Origin of the sequence: Streptomyces sp. NPDC049915 (assembly GCF_040656475.1) — a bacterium.
Taxonomy (GTDB): Bacteria; Actinomycetota; Actinomycetes; order Streptomycetales; family Streptomycetaceae; genus Streptomyces.
Genome location: NZ_JBFAMH010000015.1, coordinates 28720 through 43449, shown reverse-complemented (window position 1 = coordinate 43449; position 14730 = coordinate 28720). Strand labels below are relative to the sequence as shown.

11 protein-coding genes are annotated in these 14730 nt (G+C 72.0%); 10 read left to right on the top strand and 1 reads right to left on the bottom strand.

The window, feature by feature from the left end; all coding sequences use genetic code 11:
* Positions 1–66 precede the first annotated feature (66 nt).
* Genes AB0J12_RS24540 through AB0J12_RS24530 form a run of 3 tightly spaced genes read left to right on the top strand, consistent with a single transcriptional unit; the run spans position 67 to position 5046 of the window.
* Positions 67–2097 carry a beta-galactosidase gene (locus AB0J12_RS24540; RefSeq protein WP_363266532.1) on the top strand — a complete coding sequence of 677 codons (2031 nt, stop codon included), beginning with the start codon at positions 67–69 and terminating at the stop codon, positions 2095–2097.
* On the top strand, positions 2094–4286 hold the full coding sequence (locus AB0J12_RS24535; RefSeq protein ID WP_363266531.1) for a glycoside hydrolase N-terminal domain-containing protein: 2193 nt from the start codon (positions 2094–2096) through the stop codon (positions 4284–4286). Before AB0J12_RS24540 ends, AB0J12_RS24535 begins: the two co-directional genes overlap by 4 nt.
* Before the next feature lie 46 nt (positions 4287–4332).
* Entirely contained in the window at positions 4333–5046 is a 714-nt protein-coding gene (locus tag AB0J12_RS24530) for a hypothetical protein (protein WP_363266530.1), read from the top strand.
* 46 nt (positions 5047–5092) lie between these two features.
* Here AB0J12_RS24530 and AB0J12_RS24525 read toward each other — a convergent pair whose 3' ends face one another.
* Positions 5093–6100 (bottom strand): LacI family DNA-binding transcriptional regulator, encoded by a 1008-nt coding sequence (locus AB0J12_RS24525; protein WP_363266529.1) that lies wholly within the window; start codon positions 6098–6100, stop codon positions 5093–5095.
* Positions 6101–6403: 303 nt separating this feature from the next.
* Here AB0J12_RS24525 and AB0J12_RS24520 point away from each other — a divergent pair, with 303 nt between their 5' ends.
* The 7 genes from AB0J12_RS24520 to AB0J12_RS24490 all read left to right on the top strand — a co-directional run bounded on the left by AB0J12_RS24520 (position 6404) and on the right by AB0J12_RS24490 (position 14713).
* On the top strand, positions 6404–8368 hold the full coding sequence (locus AB0J12_RS24520) for an acyl-CoA dehydrogenase family protein (protein ID WP_363266528.1): 1965 nt from the start codon (positions 6404–6406) through the stop codon (positions 8366–8368).
* 78 nt (positions 8369–8446) lie between these two features.
* Positions 8447–9202 carry a hypothetical protein gene (locus tag AB0J12_RS24515; protein WP_363266527.1) on the top strand — a complete coding sequence of 252 codons (756 nt, stop codon included), beginning with the start codon at positions 8447–8449 and terminating at the stop codon, positions 9200–9202.
* Positions 9203–9239: 37 nt separating this feature from the next.
* A complete protein-coding gene (gene dxr / locus AB0J12_RS24510; RefSeq protein WP_363266526.1) occupies positions 9240–10496 on the top strand; it encodes a 1-deoxy-D-xylulose-5-phosphate reductoisomerase in 1257 nt (418 codons plus the stop codon).
* Positions 10493–11797, top strand: coding sequence for a site-2 protease family protein (locus AB0J12_RS24505; RefSeq protein WP_363266525.1), 1305 nt, complete (start codon positions 10493–10495; stop codon positions 11795–11797). Before dxr ends, AB0J12_RS24505 begins: the two co-directional genes overlap by 4 nt.
* Before the next feature lie 170 nt (positions 11798–11967).
* Complete coding sequence (gene ispG, locus AB0J12_RS24500; protein ID WP_363266524.1) at positions 11968–13125, top strand: flavodoxin-dependent (E)-4-hydroxy-3-methylbut-2-enyl-diphosphate synthase; 1158 nt, start codon at positions 11968–11970, stop codon at positions 13123–13125.
* A 174-nt stretch (positions 13126–13299) separates the two neighbouring features.
* The gene (locus tag AB0J12_RS24495) at positions 13300–14148 is read left to right on the top strand and encodes a GNAT family N-acetyltransferase (protein WP_363266523.1); all 849 of its coding nucleotides are present in this window, start codon (positions 13300–13302) and stop codon (positions 14146–14148) included.
* A gap of 34 nt (positions 14149–14182) precedes the next feature.
* On the top strand, positions 14183–14713 hold the full coding sequence (locus AB0J12_RS24490; RefSeq protein ID WP_363266522.1) for a GNAT family N-acetyltransferase: 531 nt from the start codon (positions 14183–14185) through the stop codon (positions 14711–14713).
* Positions 14714–14730: the final 17 nt, after the last annotated feature.

The following is a 14730-nucleotide window of genomic DNA, read 5'->3' as shown; positions in this document are numbered from 1 at the left end:
AACGAGGTATGTCATGCACGTGACCTGTCCGAGCTGCCGGGCCTCTCTCCAGTACGGGGAGCCCGCATGACACCGCGGCGCAAGGGACCGGCCCTCGCCGACGCCACGCGGGGCCGCCTTCTCTTCGGCGGCGACTACAACCCCGAGCAGTGGCCCGAGGAGACCTGGCAGGACGACGTGCGGCTGATGCGCGAGGCCGGCGTCAACTCCGTCACCGTCGGCGTCTTCTCCTGGGCGAAGCTGGAACCGGAGCCCGGTGCACGGGAGTTCGGCTGGCTGGACCGGCTCATGGACCTGATGCACGACCACGGCATCGGCGTCGTCCTCGCCACCCCCACCGCCTCACCACCGCCCTGGCTGGGCCGTCTGCACCCGGACACCCTGCCCCGCGACGCCGACGGCCGCGTCGAGTGGTGGGGCGGCCGCCAGCACTTCTCGCACTCCAGCCCCACCTACCGCCGCTACGCCGCCGCCGTCACCGAGGACCTGGCCGCCCGCTACGGCACCCACCCGGCCCTCACCATGTGGCACATCAACAACGAGTACTGCACCGTCGACCACGGCGACGAGGCAGCCGCCGCCTTCCGCCGCTGGCTGCGCGAGCGGTACGGCACCCTCGACGCCCTCAACGAGGCCTGGGGCACCGCCTTCTGGAGCCAGGGCTACGACACCTGGGACGGCATCCTGCCCTCGCGCCACGCCCACTACCTGAAGAACCCCACCCAGGTGCTGGACTTTCGCCGCTTCACCTCCGACATGCTCCTGGAGTGCTTCACCGCGGAGCGCGACATCGTCGCCCGGCACACCCCGCACCTCCCGGTCACCACCAACTTCATGCCGCTGTGGGCCGGGCAGGACGCCTGGCGCTGGGCCCAGGAGGAGGACGTCGTCTCCGTCGACCTCTACCCCGACCCGCGCGACCCGCTCGGCGGCGCCCGCCACGGGGCGCTCGTGCAGGACATGACCCGCTCGCAGGCCCGCGGACCGTGGATGCTGATGGAGCAGGCGGCCGGAGCCGTCAACTGGCGCGGTGTGAACCACCCCAAGCCGCGCGGCCTGAACCGGCTGTGGACCTTGCAGGCCGTGGCGCGGGGCGCGGACGCCGTCTGCTACTTCCAGTGGCGCCAGTCCCGGCAGGGCGCCGAGAAGTTCCACTCCGCGATGGTCGGCCACGCGGGGGAGGAGGGCCGGACGTACCAGGAGGTCAGACAGCTCGGCGCGGAGCTGGCCCGGCTCGGCCCGCACGTCACCGGCACCCCAGTCACGGCCGAGATCGCCGTCCTGCACGACTGGCACTCCTGGTGGGCCGGCGACCAGGAGGCCCGCCCGTCCACCCGCTTCGCCCTGCCCGACCTGCTGCACGCCTGGCACCGCGCTCTCGGCGAGGCCCACCTCACCACGGACGTCGTCCACCCCGAGCACGACCTGTCCGGGTACAAGGCGGTGTTCGTCCCGCAGCTCTACCTGCTCGCCGACGCCGCGATCGAGAACCTCCTCGCGTACGTCCGCCGGGGCGGCACCCTGGTCTGCGGCTTCCACACCGGCGTCGCCGACCGGGACGACCGGATCCGCCCCGGCGGCATGGACGCCCGGCTGCGCGAGCTGTTCGGCATCCGCGTCCTGCACGAGTGGTGGCCGCTGGAGACGGGGGAGACCGTCACCTGCGCGGGCTTCACCGGCGCCCCGGGGCCGGGGAGCAGCCTCGCCCGCGGGGACTTCGCCGGCACCCTGTGGTCGGAGGAGATCGAACCCGCCGACCCCGACGAGACGATGCCCTACAAGGGAGGCGAGCTGGACGGCCTGCCCGCCGTGCTGCGCCGGGGCCGCGCCTGGTATCTCTCCACGCTCCCCGAGCCCGACGCGCTGCGCGCCCTGCTGGCACGCATCGCCGCCGACGCCGGCGTCCGCCCGGTCCTGGACGGCCTCCCGGCGCACGTGGAGGCCGTACGCCGCGGTGAGCTGCTGTTCCTGCTCAACCACAGCCGCGAGCCGGTCACCGTCGCCGTCCCCGGCACCCACGGCGAACTGCTGACCGGCGCGAGCGTCACCGGCGAGGTCACTCTCGGGCGCTACGGAGCGGCGGTGCTGAGGCGATGAGCGGCACCCCGGTCCACGGCACCTGGGAGAGCGAGCCCGCCGCCCGCTGGGAGGACGCCTTCCTGACCGGCAACGGCCGGCACGGGGCCCTGGTGCACGGCGATCCCGGCGACGACCGGATCATCGTCACCCACCACACCCTCGTCCGCCCGGGCGGCGGCGAGCGCGCCCGCCCACCGCGCCTCGCCGACCGGCTCCCCTCCCTCCAGGACCGGCTGCTGGCCGGTGACACCACCGCCGCCGAGGACTTCACCGACGGGCGGCCCCTGCAATGGGTGCAGCCCTTCCACCCCGCCTTCGCGATACGGCTGCGCAGCAGCGTGGGCGACCGGCGCAGCTACCGGCGCCGGCTCGACTTCACCACCGGCGAGGCCATCGCGCGGTGCGCCGACCGGACCAGCCGCGTCTTCGTCTCCCGCGCCGACGACGTGATCGTCCAGCATCTGACCGCGGCCGGACTCACCGTCGACGTCCACCTCGACCCGTGTCTCCCCGGCGCCCCCGCCACCCTGGCCGTCGGCCACGGCGCACTCCTCACCCCGCAGGGCGCCGACCTCAGCCTGCGCGCCCGCTATCCCGGCAGCGACCGGGCCTGTACCGGCGTCACCGTCCTCGCCGTCACCGGCGGCCGCACCACCCTCACTTCGCCCGGCGTCCGTATCGAGGGCGCCGACGCCGTCCTGCTGCTCACCCGGGTCCGGCGGCACCGCGGCGAGCTGGACGTCACCGCCGAGACACGGGCCCTGCGCGAGCTGCCGTCGTCGTACGACGTCCTGCTCGGCCGGCATCTCGAGCGGCACCGCACCGCCTACACCCGGGTCACCCTCGACCTGGGCGCCGACCCGGCCGAACGCGCGCTGCCCGGCTCCGCGCTGCTCGCCCGCCCGCACAGCCCGGCCCTGCTGGAGCGCCTGTTCGCCGCCGGCCGCTACCACCTGCTGTCCTCCAGCGGCCTCAACCCGCCCCGCCTGACCGGCCTGTGGACCGGCACCTGGGACACGGCGTGGTCGGGGGCGTTCACCCACGACGCCAACCTCCCCCTGCAGACCGCCTCCGCCCCGGCCGCGGCGCTCCCCGAAGTGACCGACGCTCTCGCCTCACTGATACATCGTCAGCTGCCGTACTGGCGGGAGAACGCCCGCGCGGTCTTCGGCGCCCGTGGCGTGGTCGCGCCCGCGCACAGCGACGGTGAGTCGGGACACTCGTACCACTTCAGCCGGGAGTACCCGCTGCACCTGTGGACCGCGGGCGCCGACTGGCTGCTCAAGGCCCTCGTCGACCACGACGACATCCACGGCGGGCGCGATGCGCGCACCGGCGCGGTCCTCGCCGAAGTGGCCCGCTTCTACGAGGACTTCCTCACCCGCACGGACGCCGACGGGCACCTGGTCGTCGTCCCGTCCTACTCGCCCGAGAACCGGCCCGCCAACGCGAGCTGGGGCGCGATCAACGCGGCCATGGACCTCTCCGCGGCCCGGCACGCCCTGCGCACGGCCGCCGCCTACCACCCGGGCACCGCCGACGCCGAGCGATGGCTCGCCCTCGCCGACCGGCTGCCCCGGCACCGGGTCAACGCTGACGGCGCGCTGGCGGAGTGGGCCTGGCCGGGGCTGGAGGACGCCTACGACCACCGCCACCTCAGCCACCTCTACGCCGTCTGGCCGCTGGACGAGATCAATCCCTACGACGCGCCCGGCCCGGCCGCAGCCGCCCACCGCGCCCTCGCCCTGCGCGGCGCCGAGAACGACTCCGCGCACGGGTATCTGCACCACGCGTTGATCGCGGCCCGGCTGCGCGACGCCGACCGGGTCGGCCGGGCCCTGGCCGCCGTCCTCGGCGGCGACTTCTTCCACACCTCCCTCATGAGCGCGCACTACCCGCACCGCGACGTGTACAACGCCGACGCCGCGCACACCCTGCCCGCCGTGCTCATCGAGGCGCTGGTGCAGTCCACGCCCGATCGGCTGGTCCTGCTCCCGGCGGTGCCGCCGAGCTGCCCGCAGGGCGAACTGCGCGGCGTGCGCACCCGGTTCGGCGCCCGGGTCGACCTCGCCTGGTCACCCGACGGAGCCCGGGCCGTCCTCACGCCGACCCGCACCGTCCGCGTCGAACTACGGACTTGCTCCGGCACCGAGCCGCTCGACCTGGTCGTCGGGGAAGACCGCGTCCTCACCCTGGGGACGTGGTGACCCGCAATCCCCCCCCGTAGATCCCCCCACCCATGGAAGGGACACCATGGCCACACGTACAACGCGCCGGATCACCCGGGGCCTCCTCGCCCCCGCGCTGGCCCTCGGCGCCACCGTCGGACTCGCCGCCGCCCCCGCCTCGGCCGCCGTCTGGAACTCCTGCGACCAGTGGGGCAACACCGCCCTGAACGGCTACACCCTCTACAACAACATCTGGGGCTCCGGCGCCGGCAGCCAGTGCGTCTGGGCCAACTCCGGCACCGACTGGGGCGTCTGGGCGAACCACCCCGACACCGGCGGCATCAAGTCCTACCCCAACGCCAAGAAGGTGATCAACAAGCCGATCACCTCGCTGTCCTCGCTCACCAGCAGCTACCACGTCACCGTCCCGTCGGCCGGCGCGTACAACACCTCGTACGACATCTGGGACACCGACCACGCCTACGAGATCATGCTCTGGGTCAACAGGACCGGAGCCGTCGGCCCGCTCGGCACCTCGCAGGGCAACGTCACGCTCGGCGGGCACACCTGGACGGTCTACAAGGGGAACAACGGCGCCAACGAGGTGTTCTCCTTCGTCCGCACCGCCAACTCCACCTCCGGCACGGTGAACATCCTTCCGATCCTGAAGTGGATCAAGGACACCAAGGGCTGGTTCGGCAACGAGACCATCGGGGACGTGCAGTTCGGCTACGAGATCACCTCGTCCTCGGGCGGCCTCGACTTCGTCACCGACAACCTGACGGTGAGCGGCGGCTGACCGAAGGGTGCGGCCGGTCCCTCCCCTACGGGGCCGGCCCCACGGCTCAGGAAGGCGCCGGCCCCGAACTCGCCCGGACCGTCAGCTCCGGCGCGATCAGCACGACGTCGTCGCTGCCGCGTCCGTCCAGCTTGGCGACCAGCTGCTCGACGGCGTTGCGCCCCATCTCCTGCGCGGGCACGGCCACGGACGTCAGCCGCACCGAGCCCTGCGTCGCGACCTGGTCGGGGCAGATGGCCACCACCGACACGTCCTCCGGTACGGCACGGCCCTGCTGGCGCAGCAGCGCGAGCAGCGGCTCCACCGCCGCCTCGTTCTGCACCACGAAGCCGGTGGTGCCGGGCCGCTCGTCGAAGATCCGGGCGAGCGTGGCTGCCATCGCGTCGTACCCGCCCTCGCTCGGGCGGTGCAGCACGCGCAGGCCCAGCTCGCGGGCGCGTGAACGCAGCCCGTCCAGGGTGCGCTCGGCGAAGCCGGTGTGCCGTTCGTAGACGGCCGGTGCCTCGCCGATGACGGCGATGTCACCGTGGCCGAGCGTCGCCAGATGCTGAAGGCACAGCGCGCCCGTCGCGCCCCAGTCCAGGTCGACGCAGGTCAGGCCGGTGGTGTCGGCGGGCAGACCGATCAGCACAGTGGGCTGTCCGCTCCCGCGCAGCAGCGGCAGCCGCTCGTCCTCCAGCTGGACGTCCATCAGGATCATCGCGTCGGCGAGCCCGCTGCCGGTGACGCGGCGCACGGCGTCGGGGCCCTCCTCGCCCGTGAGCAGCAGCACGTCGTACCCGTGGGTACGGGCGGTGGTGGCGACCGCGATGGCGATCTCCATCATCACCGGCACGTACATGTCGGTGCGCAGCGGGATCATCAGCGCGATGATGTTCGAGCGGCTGCTGGCCAGGGCGCGCGCTCCGGCGTTCGGGTGGTAGCCCAGCTCCCGGATGCTCTGCTCGACGCGCTGCCGGGTGGTCGCGGAGATGGACCGCTTGCCGCTGAGGACATAGCTCACCGTGCTCGCCGAGACTCCGGCGTGCTGGGCGACCTCGGCGAGGGTGACCATCCGGTTCTCCAAGCGATGTGAAGCGCTTCGACGGCGCTCGCGGTGGGCAGGTGTAATCAGGGCGCTTCGACCCTAGTCTGCCTCGGAGTCCGGTGTCCAGACGCGGTGTCGAAGCGCTTCGACGCCAGATCGTACCCGCAGCTCAGTCGGCCTCCTGCCGCACCTGCCCCGAAGGTACCGGCATCGGCTGAACGGACGCGCGAGGACTGGTGAGGACGTCCGCTTTCGGGTACCAACGATCCAGTAGCACTGGTCGGTAACGAACGGTCCCCGAACATCCCTCTTCGCGGCGAGGTGACCCTCATGTCCGCCCCCACCACTCCCTCCTCCTCTCCCTCCACCCCACCGCCCTCCCGGCCCGCCGTCAGCGAGCGCGAGGCCCGTGAAGTGGCGGAGGCCGCCCGCGAACAGCACTGGCGCAAGCCCAGCTTCGCCAAGGAGCTGTTCCTCGGCCGCTTCCGGCTCGACCTCATCCACCCGCACCCGCTGCCCGCCGACGACGCCGTCCAGCGCGGCGAGGCCTTCCTCGCCAAGCTGCGCGACTTCGTCGAGACCCGGGTCGACGCGGCCCGCATCGAGCGCGAGGCCCGCATCCCCGACGAGGTGATCGACGGCCTCAAGGAACTCGGCGCGCTCGGCATGAAGATCGACCCCAAGTACGGCGGGCTCGGCCTCACCCAGCTGTACTACAACAAGGCGCTCGCCCTGGCCGGCTCGGCGTCCCCCGCGATCGGCGTGCTGCTCTCCGCGCACCAGTCGATCGGCGTGCCCCAGCCGCTGAAGATGTTCGGCACCCAGGAGCAGAAGGAGAAGTTCCTGCCGCGCTGCGCGCGCACCGACATCAGCGCCTTCCTGCTCACCGAGCCCGACGTCGGCTCCGACCCGGCCCGGCTCGCCACCACAGCCGTACCCGACGGGGACGAGTACGTCCTCGACGGGGTGAAGCTGTGGACCACCAACGGGGTGGTCGCCGACCTGCTCGTCGTCATGGCCCGGGTGCCACGCGGCGAGGGCCACAGGGGCGGCATCACCGCCTTCGTCGTGGAGAGCGACTCGGCCGGCATCACCGTCGAGAACCGCAACGCCTTCATGGGCCTGCGCGGCATCGAGAACGGCGTCACCCGCTTCCACCGGGTCCGCGTCCCCGCCGCGCACCGCATCGGCGAGGAGGGCCAGGGTCTGAAGATCGCCCTGACCACCCTCAACACCGGCCGGCTCTCCCTGCCCGCCTCCTGCGTCGCCGCGGGCAAGTGGTGCCTGAAGATCGCCCGCGAGTGGTCGGCGGCCCGCGAACAGTGGGGCAAGCCCGTCGCCCAGCACGAGGCGGTCGGCGCGAAGATCTCCTTCATCGCCGCCACCACCTTCGCCCTGGAGGCCGTCACCGACCTCGCCTCCCAGATGGCCGACGAGGACCGCAACGACATCCGCATCGAGGGCGCGCTCGCCAAGCTGTACGCCTCCGAGATGGCCTGGCTGATGGCCGACGAACTGGTCCAGATCCGCGGCGGCCGCGGCTTCGAGACCGCCGCGTCCCTGCGCGCCCGCGGCGAACGCGCGGTCCCCGCCGAGCAGCTGCTGCGCGACCTGCGCATCAACCGCATCTTCGAGGGCTCGACGGAGATCATGCACCTGCTGATCGCGCGGGAGGCCGTCGACGCCCACCTGTCGGTGGCGGGCGACCTCATCGACCCCGGAAAGTCCCTGTCCGACAAGGCGAAGGCGGGCGCGAACGCCGGCGTCTTCTACGCCAAGTGGCTGCCGAAACTGGTCGCCGGACCCGGCCAGCTGCCCACCGCCTACGCCGAGTTCAAGCGCGAGGTGGACCTCTCGCCGCACCTGCGCTACGTCGAGCGCACCGCCCGCAAGCTCGCCCGCTCCACCTTCTACGGCATGTCCCGCTGGCAGGGCCGCATGGAGTCCAAGCAGGGCTTCCTCGGCCGTATCGTCGACATCGGCGCCGAACTGTTCGCGATGAGCGCCGCCTGCGTGCGTGCCGAGCTGCTGCGCGCCCAGGGCCGCAACGGCCGCGAGGCCTACCAGCTCGCCGACGCCTTCTGCCGCCAGTCCCGGCTGCGCGTCGAGGAACTCTTCGGCCGCCTGTGGAACAACACCGACGACCTGGACCGCACGGTCGTCAAGGGCGTCCTCACGGGCACGTACGCGTGGCTGGAGGACGGCATCATCGACGCCTCCGGCGACGGCCCCTGGATCGCCGACACCACCCCCGGCCCGAGCACGAAGGAGAACGTGCACCGCCCGATCCGGTGACATCCCGCGCTTCCCGCCCCGGCGCGTGTGCACAATCGTCGACCATTCGACCGACGGCACACGACCACAGGGGTGGGGATGCTCGGGGCACGGGCACGACACACGGCGGCCGCCGCGCTCGCGGCGGCCGTCCTCATGGCCACGGCCGCGTGCGGCGCACACGACGCCGGCCGGACGGCCGCCGCCTCACCGGCCGTCTCCTCGCCCGCCCCACCGGCCGCCGCCCCGGCCGGACCCGAGCCGCTGACCCGGACACAGCTGCTGGCCGCCGCGCTCTCCGAGGAGGACGACGCCGGGGCGTACACGGCGGAGGAACCCGTCGGCGGCGAGCCGCCCGCCGGCGACACGTACACCGCCGAACCGGACGTCTGCCAGCCGCTCGTCAGCCTCACCAAGGGCGCCACACCGCACGACCCCGCCGCCGAGATCGTCCGCACCGTCTGGGACCCGGACGCCGAAAGGGGCGTCGACATCGACCTCCGTCTGCGCTCCTACACCGCCGCCGACGCCGCCGCCGTGATGAGGGCCCTCGGCAGGGCGGGCCGGGAGTGCGCGCACGGCTTCACCGAGGAACGGGTGCTCGGCGACGCGAAGGTGGTGCGGGTGGAGACCCTGCGGCCGCCCGACGCGGGCGACGAGGCGTACGCCTTCCGCATCACCACACAGGACGTCGAGGACACGCGCGTGGAGCTGTACGAGTACCTCACCGTCATCCGCGCCGGTTCCACCACCCTCTCCTTCCGGGCCGACACGCACAGCACCGAGGACGTCGGCGGCGTACCGCAGGACGTGGTGGACGCGCAGTGGCGGAAGTTCCGGCGCGCGACCCCGTGAACACCTCCCGGGCCCCGGAGGGGCAAGAATGGGGGTCATGAGTGACAGTCCCGCACCCCTCGCCGATCCGCACCTCGTCTACGACCCGGTGACCGCGGACGGCCCGAAGGACGTCGTGATCCTCGGCTCCACCGGCTCGGTCGGCACCCAGGCCGTCGACCTCGTGCTGCGCAACCCCGGCCGGTTCAGGGTCACCGGCCTGTCCGCCAACGGCGGCCGCGTCGCCCTCCTCGCCGAGCAGGCCCGCCGGCTGAGGGTGCGCGCCGTCGCGGTGGCCCGCGAGGACGTCGTACCGCACCTGCGCGAAGCGCTCGCCGGGCAGTACGGCGCCGGGGAGCCGCTGCCCGAGATCCTCGCCGGGCCCGACGCGGCCACGCAGCTCGCCGCCTCCGACTGTCACACCGTCCTCAACGGCATCACCGGCTCCATCGGTCTCGCGCCGACCCTCGCCGCCCTGGAGGCGGGCCGCACCCTCGCGCTCGCCAACAAGGAGTCGCTCATCGTCGGCGGCCCGCTGGTCAAGGCGCTGGCCAAGCCCGGCCAGATCATCCCGGTCGACTCCGAGCACGCCGCGCTCTTCCAGGCGCTCGCCGCCGGCACCCGCGCGGACGTGCGCAAGCTCGTCGTCACCGCCTCCGGCGGCCCCTTCCGCGGCCGCACCAGGGCCGACCTCGCCCACGTCACCGTCGAGGACGCCCTCGCCCACCCCACCTGGGCCATGGGACCCGTCATCACGATCAACTCCGCGACCCTCGTCAACAAGGGTCTGGAGGTCATCGAGGCACACCTGCTGTACGACATTCCCTTCGACCGCATTGAGGTCGTCGTGCACCCGCAGTCGTATGTCCACTCGATGGTGGAGTTCACGGACGGATCGACGATGGCCCAGGCGACGCCCCCCGACATGCGGGGCCCGATCGCCATCGGCCTCGGCTGGCCCGAACGCGTCCCCGGCGCCGCGCCCGCCTTCGACTGGAGCAAGGCCTCCACGTGGGAGTTCTTCCCGCTGGACAACGACGCCTTCCCCTCCGTGAACCTCGCCCGGCACGTGGGTACGCTCGCGGGCACCGCCCCGGCGGTGTTCAATGCCGCCAACGAGGAGTGCGTGGACGCGTTCCTGCGCGGCGCGCTGCCGTTCAACGGGATCATGGACACCGTCATCCGGGTGGTCGAGGAACACGACACGCCGGTCACGGGAACTTCACTCACCGTGCCGGACGTCCTCGAAGCGGAGACCTGGGCAAGGGCCCGGGCCAGGGAACTGACAGCGAAGACCGCGGAGGCCCGTGCATGACGACCCTGATGATGATCCTCGGCATAGTGGTCTTCGCGGTCGGCCTGCTCGTCTCGATCGCCTGGCACGAGCTGGGGCATCTGTCCACGGCCAAGCTGTTCGGCATCCGCGTGCCGCAGTACATGGTCGGCTTCGGCCCGACCATCTGGTCGCGGAAGAAGGGCGAGACCGAGTACGGCGTCAAGGCCGTCCCCTTCGGCGGCTACATCCGCATGATCGGCATGTTCCCACCCGGCGACGACGGCCGGATCACCGCCCGCTCCACCTCCCCGTGGCGCGGCATGATCGAGGACGCCCGCTCGGCGGCCTTCGAGGAACTGCAGCCCGGTGACGACTCACGCCTCTTCTACACGCGCAAGCCGTGGAAGCGGGTCATCGTGATGTTCGCGGGCCCCTTCATGAACCTGATCCTCGCCGTCGCCCTCTTCCTCGTCGTGCTCATGGGCTTCGGCATCCAGCAGCAGACCACCGCCGTCAGCTCCGTCTCGCCCTGCGTCATCTCGCAGAGCGAGAACCGCGACACGTGCAAGAAGTCCGACCCCCCCTCCCCGGCGGCGGCCGCGGGCATGAAGGCAGGCGACAAGATCGTCGCCTTCGGCGGCCGGCGCACCGACGACTGGAACACGCTGTCCGACCTCATCCGCGACAGCGCCGGCAAGACCGTGCCGATCACCGTCGACCGGGGCGGCCGGGAAGTGACCCTGCACGCGAAGATCGCCACCAACATGGTCGCCAAGAAGGACGGCTCCGGCGCCTACGTCCGGGGCGAGTACGTCAAGGCAGGCTTCCTCGGCTTCAGCGCCGCCACCGGCGTCGTCAAGCAGGACTTCGGCCAGTCCGTCACGTGGATGACCGACCGGGTCGGCGACGCGGTCGACTCCCTCGCCGCCCTCCCGGCCAAGATCCCCGCCCTGTGGGACTCCGCCTTCCACGGCGCGCCCCGCGCCCCCGACTCGCCCATGGGCGTCGTCGGCGCGGCCCGTGTCGGCGGTGAGATCTTCACCCTGCACATCCCGCCCACCCAGCAGCTCGGCATGGCCCTGATGCTGGTCGCCGGCTTCAACCTCTCCCTGTTCCTGTTCAACATGCTCCCGCTCCTCCCGCTCGACGGCGGGCACATCGCGGGCGCCCTGTGGGAGGCCCTGCGCCGCCACCTCGCGAAGGTGCTGCGCCGCCCGGACCCCGGCCCGTTCGACGTGGCGAAGCTGATGCCGGTGGCCTACGTGGTGGCCGGGATCTTCATCTGCTTCACCGCCCTGGTCCTGATCGCGGACGTGGTCAACCCGGTGAGAATCTCGTAGTCGCGTGTGCTTTCCGGCGGCCGGGCACCCCAGGGCGCCCGGCCGCTCTCTTCGAGTGGGTTGTGCGGGTGGGATGTGCCCGCTCGATCGCCCGTGCCGTAATCTCGAAACCCGGAGCCCGCCGCTGACGGGACCGGGACCTTGATCCACGACTTGGGGTTGCACAGCAGATGACTGCGATTTCTCTCGGCATGCCGTCCGTTCCGACCAAGCTCGCCGAGCGCCGGAAGAGCCGGCAGATCCAGGTCGGATCCGTGGCCGTCGGGGGAGACGCCCCCGTCTCGGTGCAGTCGATGACCACGACCCGCACGTCCGACATCGGCGCCACCCTCCAGCAGATCGCCGAGCTGACCGCCTCCGGATGCCAGATCGTGCGAGTGGCCTGCCCCACCCAGGACGACGCCGACGCCCTCGCCACGATCGCCCGCAAGTCGCAGCTCCCGGTCATCGCCGACATCCACTTCCAGCCGAAGTACGTCTTCGCCGCGATCGAGGCCGGCTGCGCCGCGGTCCGCGTCAACCCCGGCAACATCAAGCAGTTCGACGACAAGGTCAAGGAGATCGCCAAGGCCGCCAAGGACCACGGCACCCCGATCCGCATCGGCGTCAACGCCGGCTCCCTGGACCAGCGCCTGCTCAAGAAGTACGGCAAGGCGACCCCCGAGGCCCTGGTGGAGTCGGCCCTGTGGGAGGCGTCCCTCTTCGAGGAGCACGACTTCCGCGACATCAAGATCTCCGTCAAGCACAACGACCCGGTCGTCATGATCGAGGCCTACCGCCAGCTCGCCGAGCAGTGCGACTACCCCCTCCACCTCGGCGTCACGGAGGCCGGCCCCGCCTTCCAGGGCACGATCAAGTCGGCGGTCGCCTTCGGCGCCCTGCTCTCCCAGGGCATCGGCGACACCATCCGCGTCTCCCTCTCGGCCCCGCCCGTCGAGGAGGTCAAGGTCGGTCTGCAGATCCTGCAGTCCCTCGGCCTGCGCCAGCGCGGCCTGGAGATCGTCTCCTGCCCGTCCTGCGGCCGCGCCCAGGTCGACGTCTACAAGCTCGCCGAGGAGGTCACCGCCGGCCTCACCGGTATGGACGTCCCGCTGCGCGTCGCCGTCATGGGCTGCGTCGTCAACGGCCCCGGCGAGGCCCGCGAAGCCGACCTCGGCGTCGCCTCCGGCAACGGCAAGGGCCAGATCTTCGTCAAGGGCGAGGTCATCAAGACCGTCCCCGAGTCCAAGATCGTCGAGACCCTGATCGAAGAGGCGATGAAGCTCGCCGAGCAGATGCAGTCCGAGGGCACCGAGTCCGGCGAACCGTCGGTGACGGTAGCGGGCTGAACACCCGGGCGCCGGGCGGATCAAGCGCCCAAAAAAGGCGTGGGGAACGGCGCGACCAGCCACAACGCACCCGCAGCTGCCCGCGACCGGTCACCCCTGATCGAAAAGGCGCCCGGCGACACAGCGCAGCTATAGTGCGGAGATCAGTGCACACCCGACCGTGAGGCCCCACCCGTGCTGACCCAGACCACCTCACGGGTCCTCGAACCGAGCGACCTGGACGCCGCGCTCGCCGTCCTGCACCGCGAGCCGGTCACGAACGCCTTCGTGACCTCGCGCGTCCAGGTCGCGGGCCTCGACCCGTGGCGGCTCGGCGGCGAGATGTGGGGCTGGTACGAGGACGGCATGCTCACGTCCCTGTGCTACGCGGGCGCCAACCTCGTGCCGATCTGCGCCACCCCGCGCGCGGTGCGGGCCTTCGCCGACCGCGCCCGGCGGGCCGGCCGCCGCTGCTCCTCGATCGTCGGCCCCGCCGGCCCCACCGCGGAGCTGTGGCGCCTCCTCGAACCCCACTGGGGCCCGGCCCGCGACGTGCGCGCCCACCAGCCCCTGATGGTCACCGACCGCATGCCCGACGACATCGCCCCGGACCCCTACGTCCGCCGCGTCCGCAAGGACGAGATGGAGACGATCATGCCGGCCTGCGTGGCGATGTTCACCGAGGAGGTCGGCGTCTCCCCGATAGCCGGCGACGGCGGCCTGCTCTACCAGGCCCGGGTCGCCGAACTCGTCGGCTCGGGCCGCTCCTTCGCCCGCGTCGACGAACACGGCAAGGTGATGTTCAAGGCGGAGATCGGCGCGGCGACCCCGCAGGCCTGCCAGATCCAGGGCGTGTGGGTGGACCCCGCATACCGCGGCAAGGGCCTCGCGGCCCCCGGCATGGCGGCCGTCCTGCGTTACGCGCTCGCCGACGTGGCACCCGTCGTGAGCCTGTACGTCAACGACTTCAACACCCCGGCACGCAGGACGTACCGGCGCGTCGGCTTCCGGGAAGTCGACGAATTCATGAGCGTGCTTTTCTGATCCCCTCGCACAGGCCCCCCTGTAGGCTCCCGGCATGGATGTCGTGATCGGCCCGCTGGACCTGTCCGCCCACGTCGACGAGGCACTGGCCGTCCAGGCCCTCGCCTTCGGACTGGGCGCCGACGAGGTGGCCGTACGCCGTCAGATCGTCATCCGCCACATGACCCACCCGGGTGCCCGCGCCCTCGGCGCCACCGTCGAAGGCCGCCTCGTCGGCTTCGTCTACGGCATGCCCAACGACCGCGCCCACTGGTGGTCCACGGTCGTCGAGCCCTACCTGCGCGCCCAGGGGCACGAGGAGTGGCTCGACGACTCCTTCGTGATCACCGAGCTGCACGTCCACCCCGACCACCAGAACCGGGGCATCGGCCGCAGCCTGATCACCACGATCACCGACAGCGCCACCGAACGCCGCTCGATCCTCTCCGCGATCGACACCGAGAGCCCGGCCCGCGCCCTGTACCGCTCCCTCGGCTACCGCGACCTGGCCCGCCAGGTGCACTTCCCGAGCGCCCCCAAGCCGTACGCCGTGATGGGCGCCCCCCTGCCGCTGCGCCGCCCGTGAAACGGATTTCCGGCGAC

Coding starts and splice junctions, on each gene's coding strand:
- AB0J12_RS24520 (WP_363266528.1), top strand. CDS start 6,404: ATGTCCGCCCCCACCACTCCCTCCTCCTCTCCCTCCACCCCACCGCCC.
- ispG (WP_363266524.1), top strand. CDS start 11,968: ATGACTGCGATTTCTCTCGGCATGCCGTCCGTTCCGACCAAGCTCGCC.
- AB0J12_RS24490 (WP_363266522.1), top strand. CDS start 14,183: ATGGATGTCGTGATCGGCCCGCTGGACCTGTCCGCCCACGTCGACGAG.
- AB0J12_RS24535 (WP_363266531.1), top strand. CDS start 2,094: ATGAGCGGCACCCCGGTCCACGGCACCTGGGAGAGCGAGCCCGCCGCC.
- AB0J12_RS24505 (WP_363266525.1), top strand. CDS start 10,493: ATGACGACCCTGATGATGATCCTCGGCATAGTGGTCTTCGCGGTCGGC.
- AB0J12_RS24530 (WP_363266530.1), top strand. CDS start 4,333: ATGGCCACACGTACAACGCGCCGGATCACCCGGGGCCTCCTCGCCCCC.
- AB0J12_RS24525 (WP_363266529.1), bottom strand. CDS start 6,100: ATGGTCACCCTCGCCGAGGTCGCCCAGCACGCCGGAGTCTCGGCGAGC.
- AB0J12_RS24515 (WP_363266527.1), top strand. CDS start 8,447: ATGCTCGGGGCACGGGCACGACACACGGCGGCCGCCGCGCTCGCGGCG.
- dxr (WP_363266526.1), top strand. CDS start 9,240: ATGAGTGACAGTCCCGCACCCCTCGCCGATCCGCACCTCGTCTACGAC.
- AB0J12_RS24540 (WP_363266532.1), top strand. CDS start 67: ATGACACCGCGGCGCAAGGGACCGGCCCTCGCCGACGCCACGCGGGGC.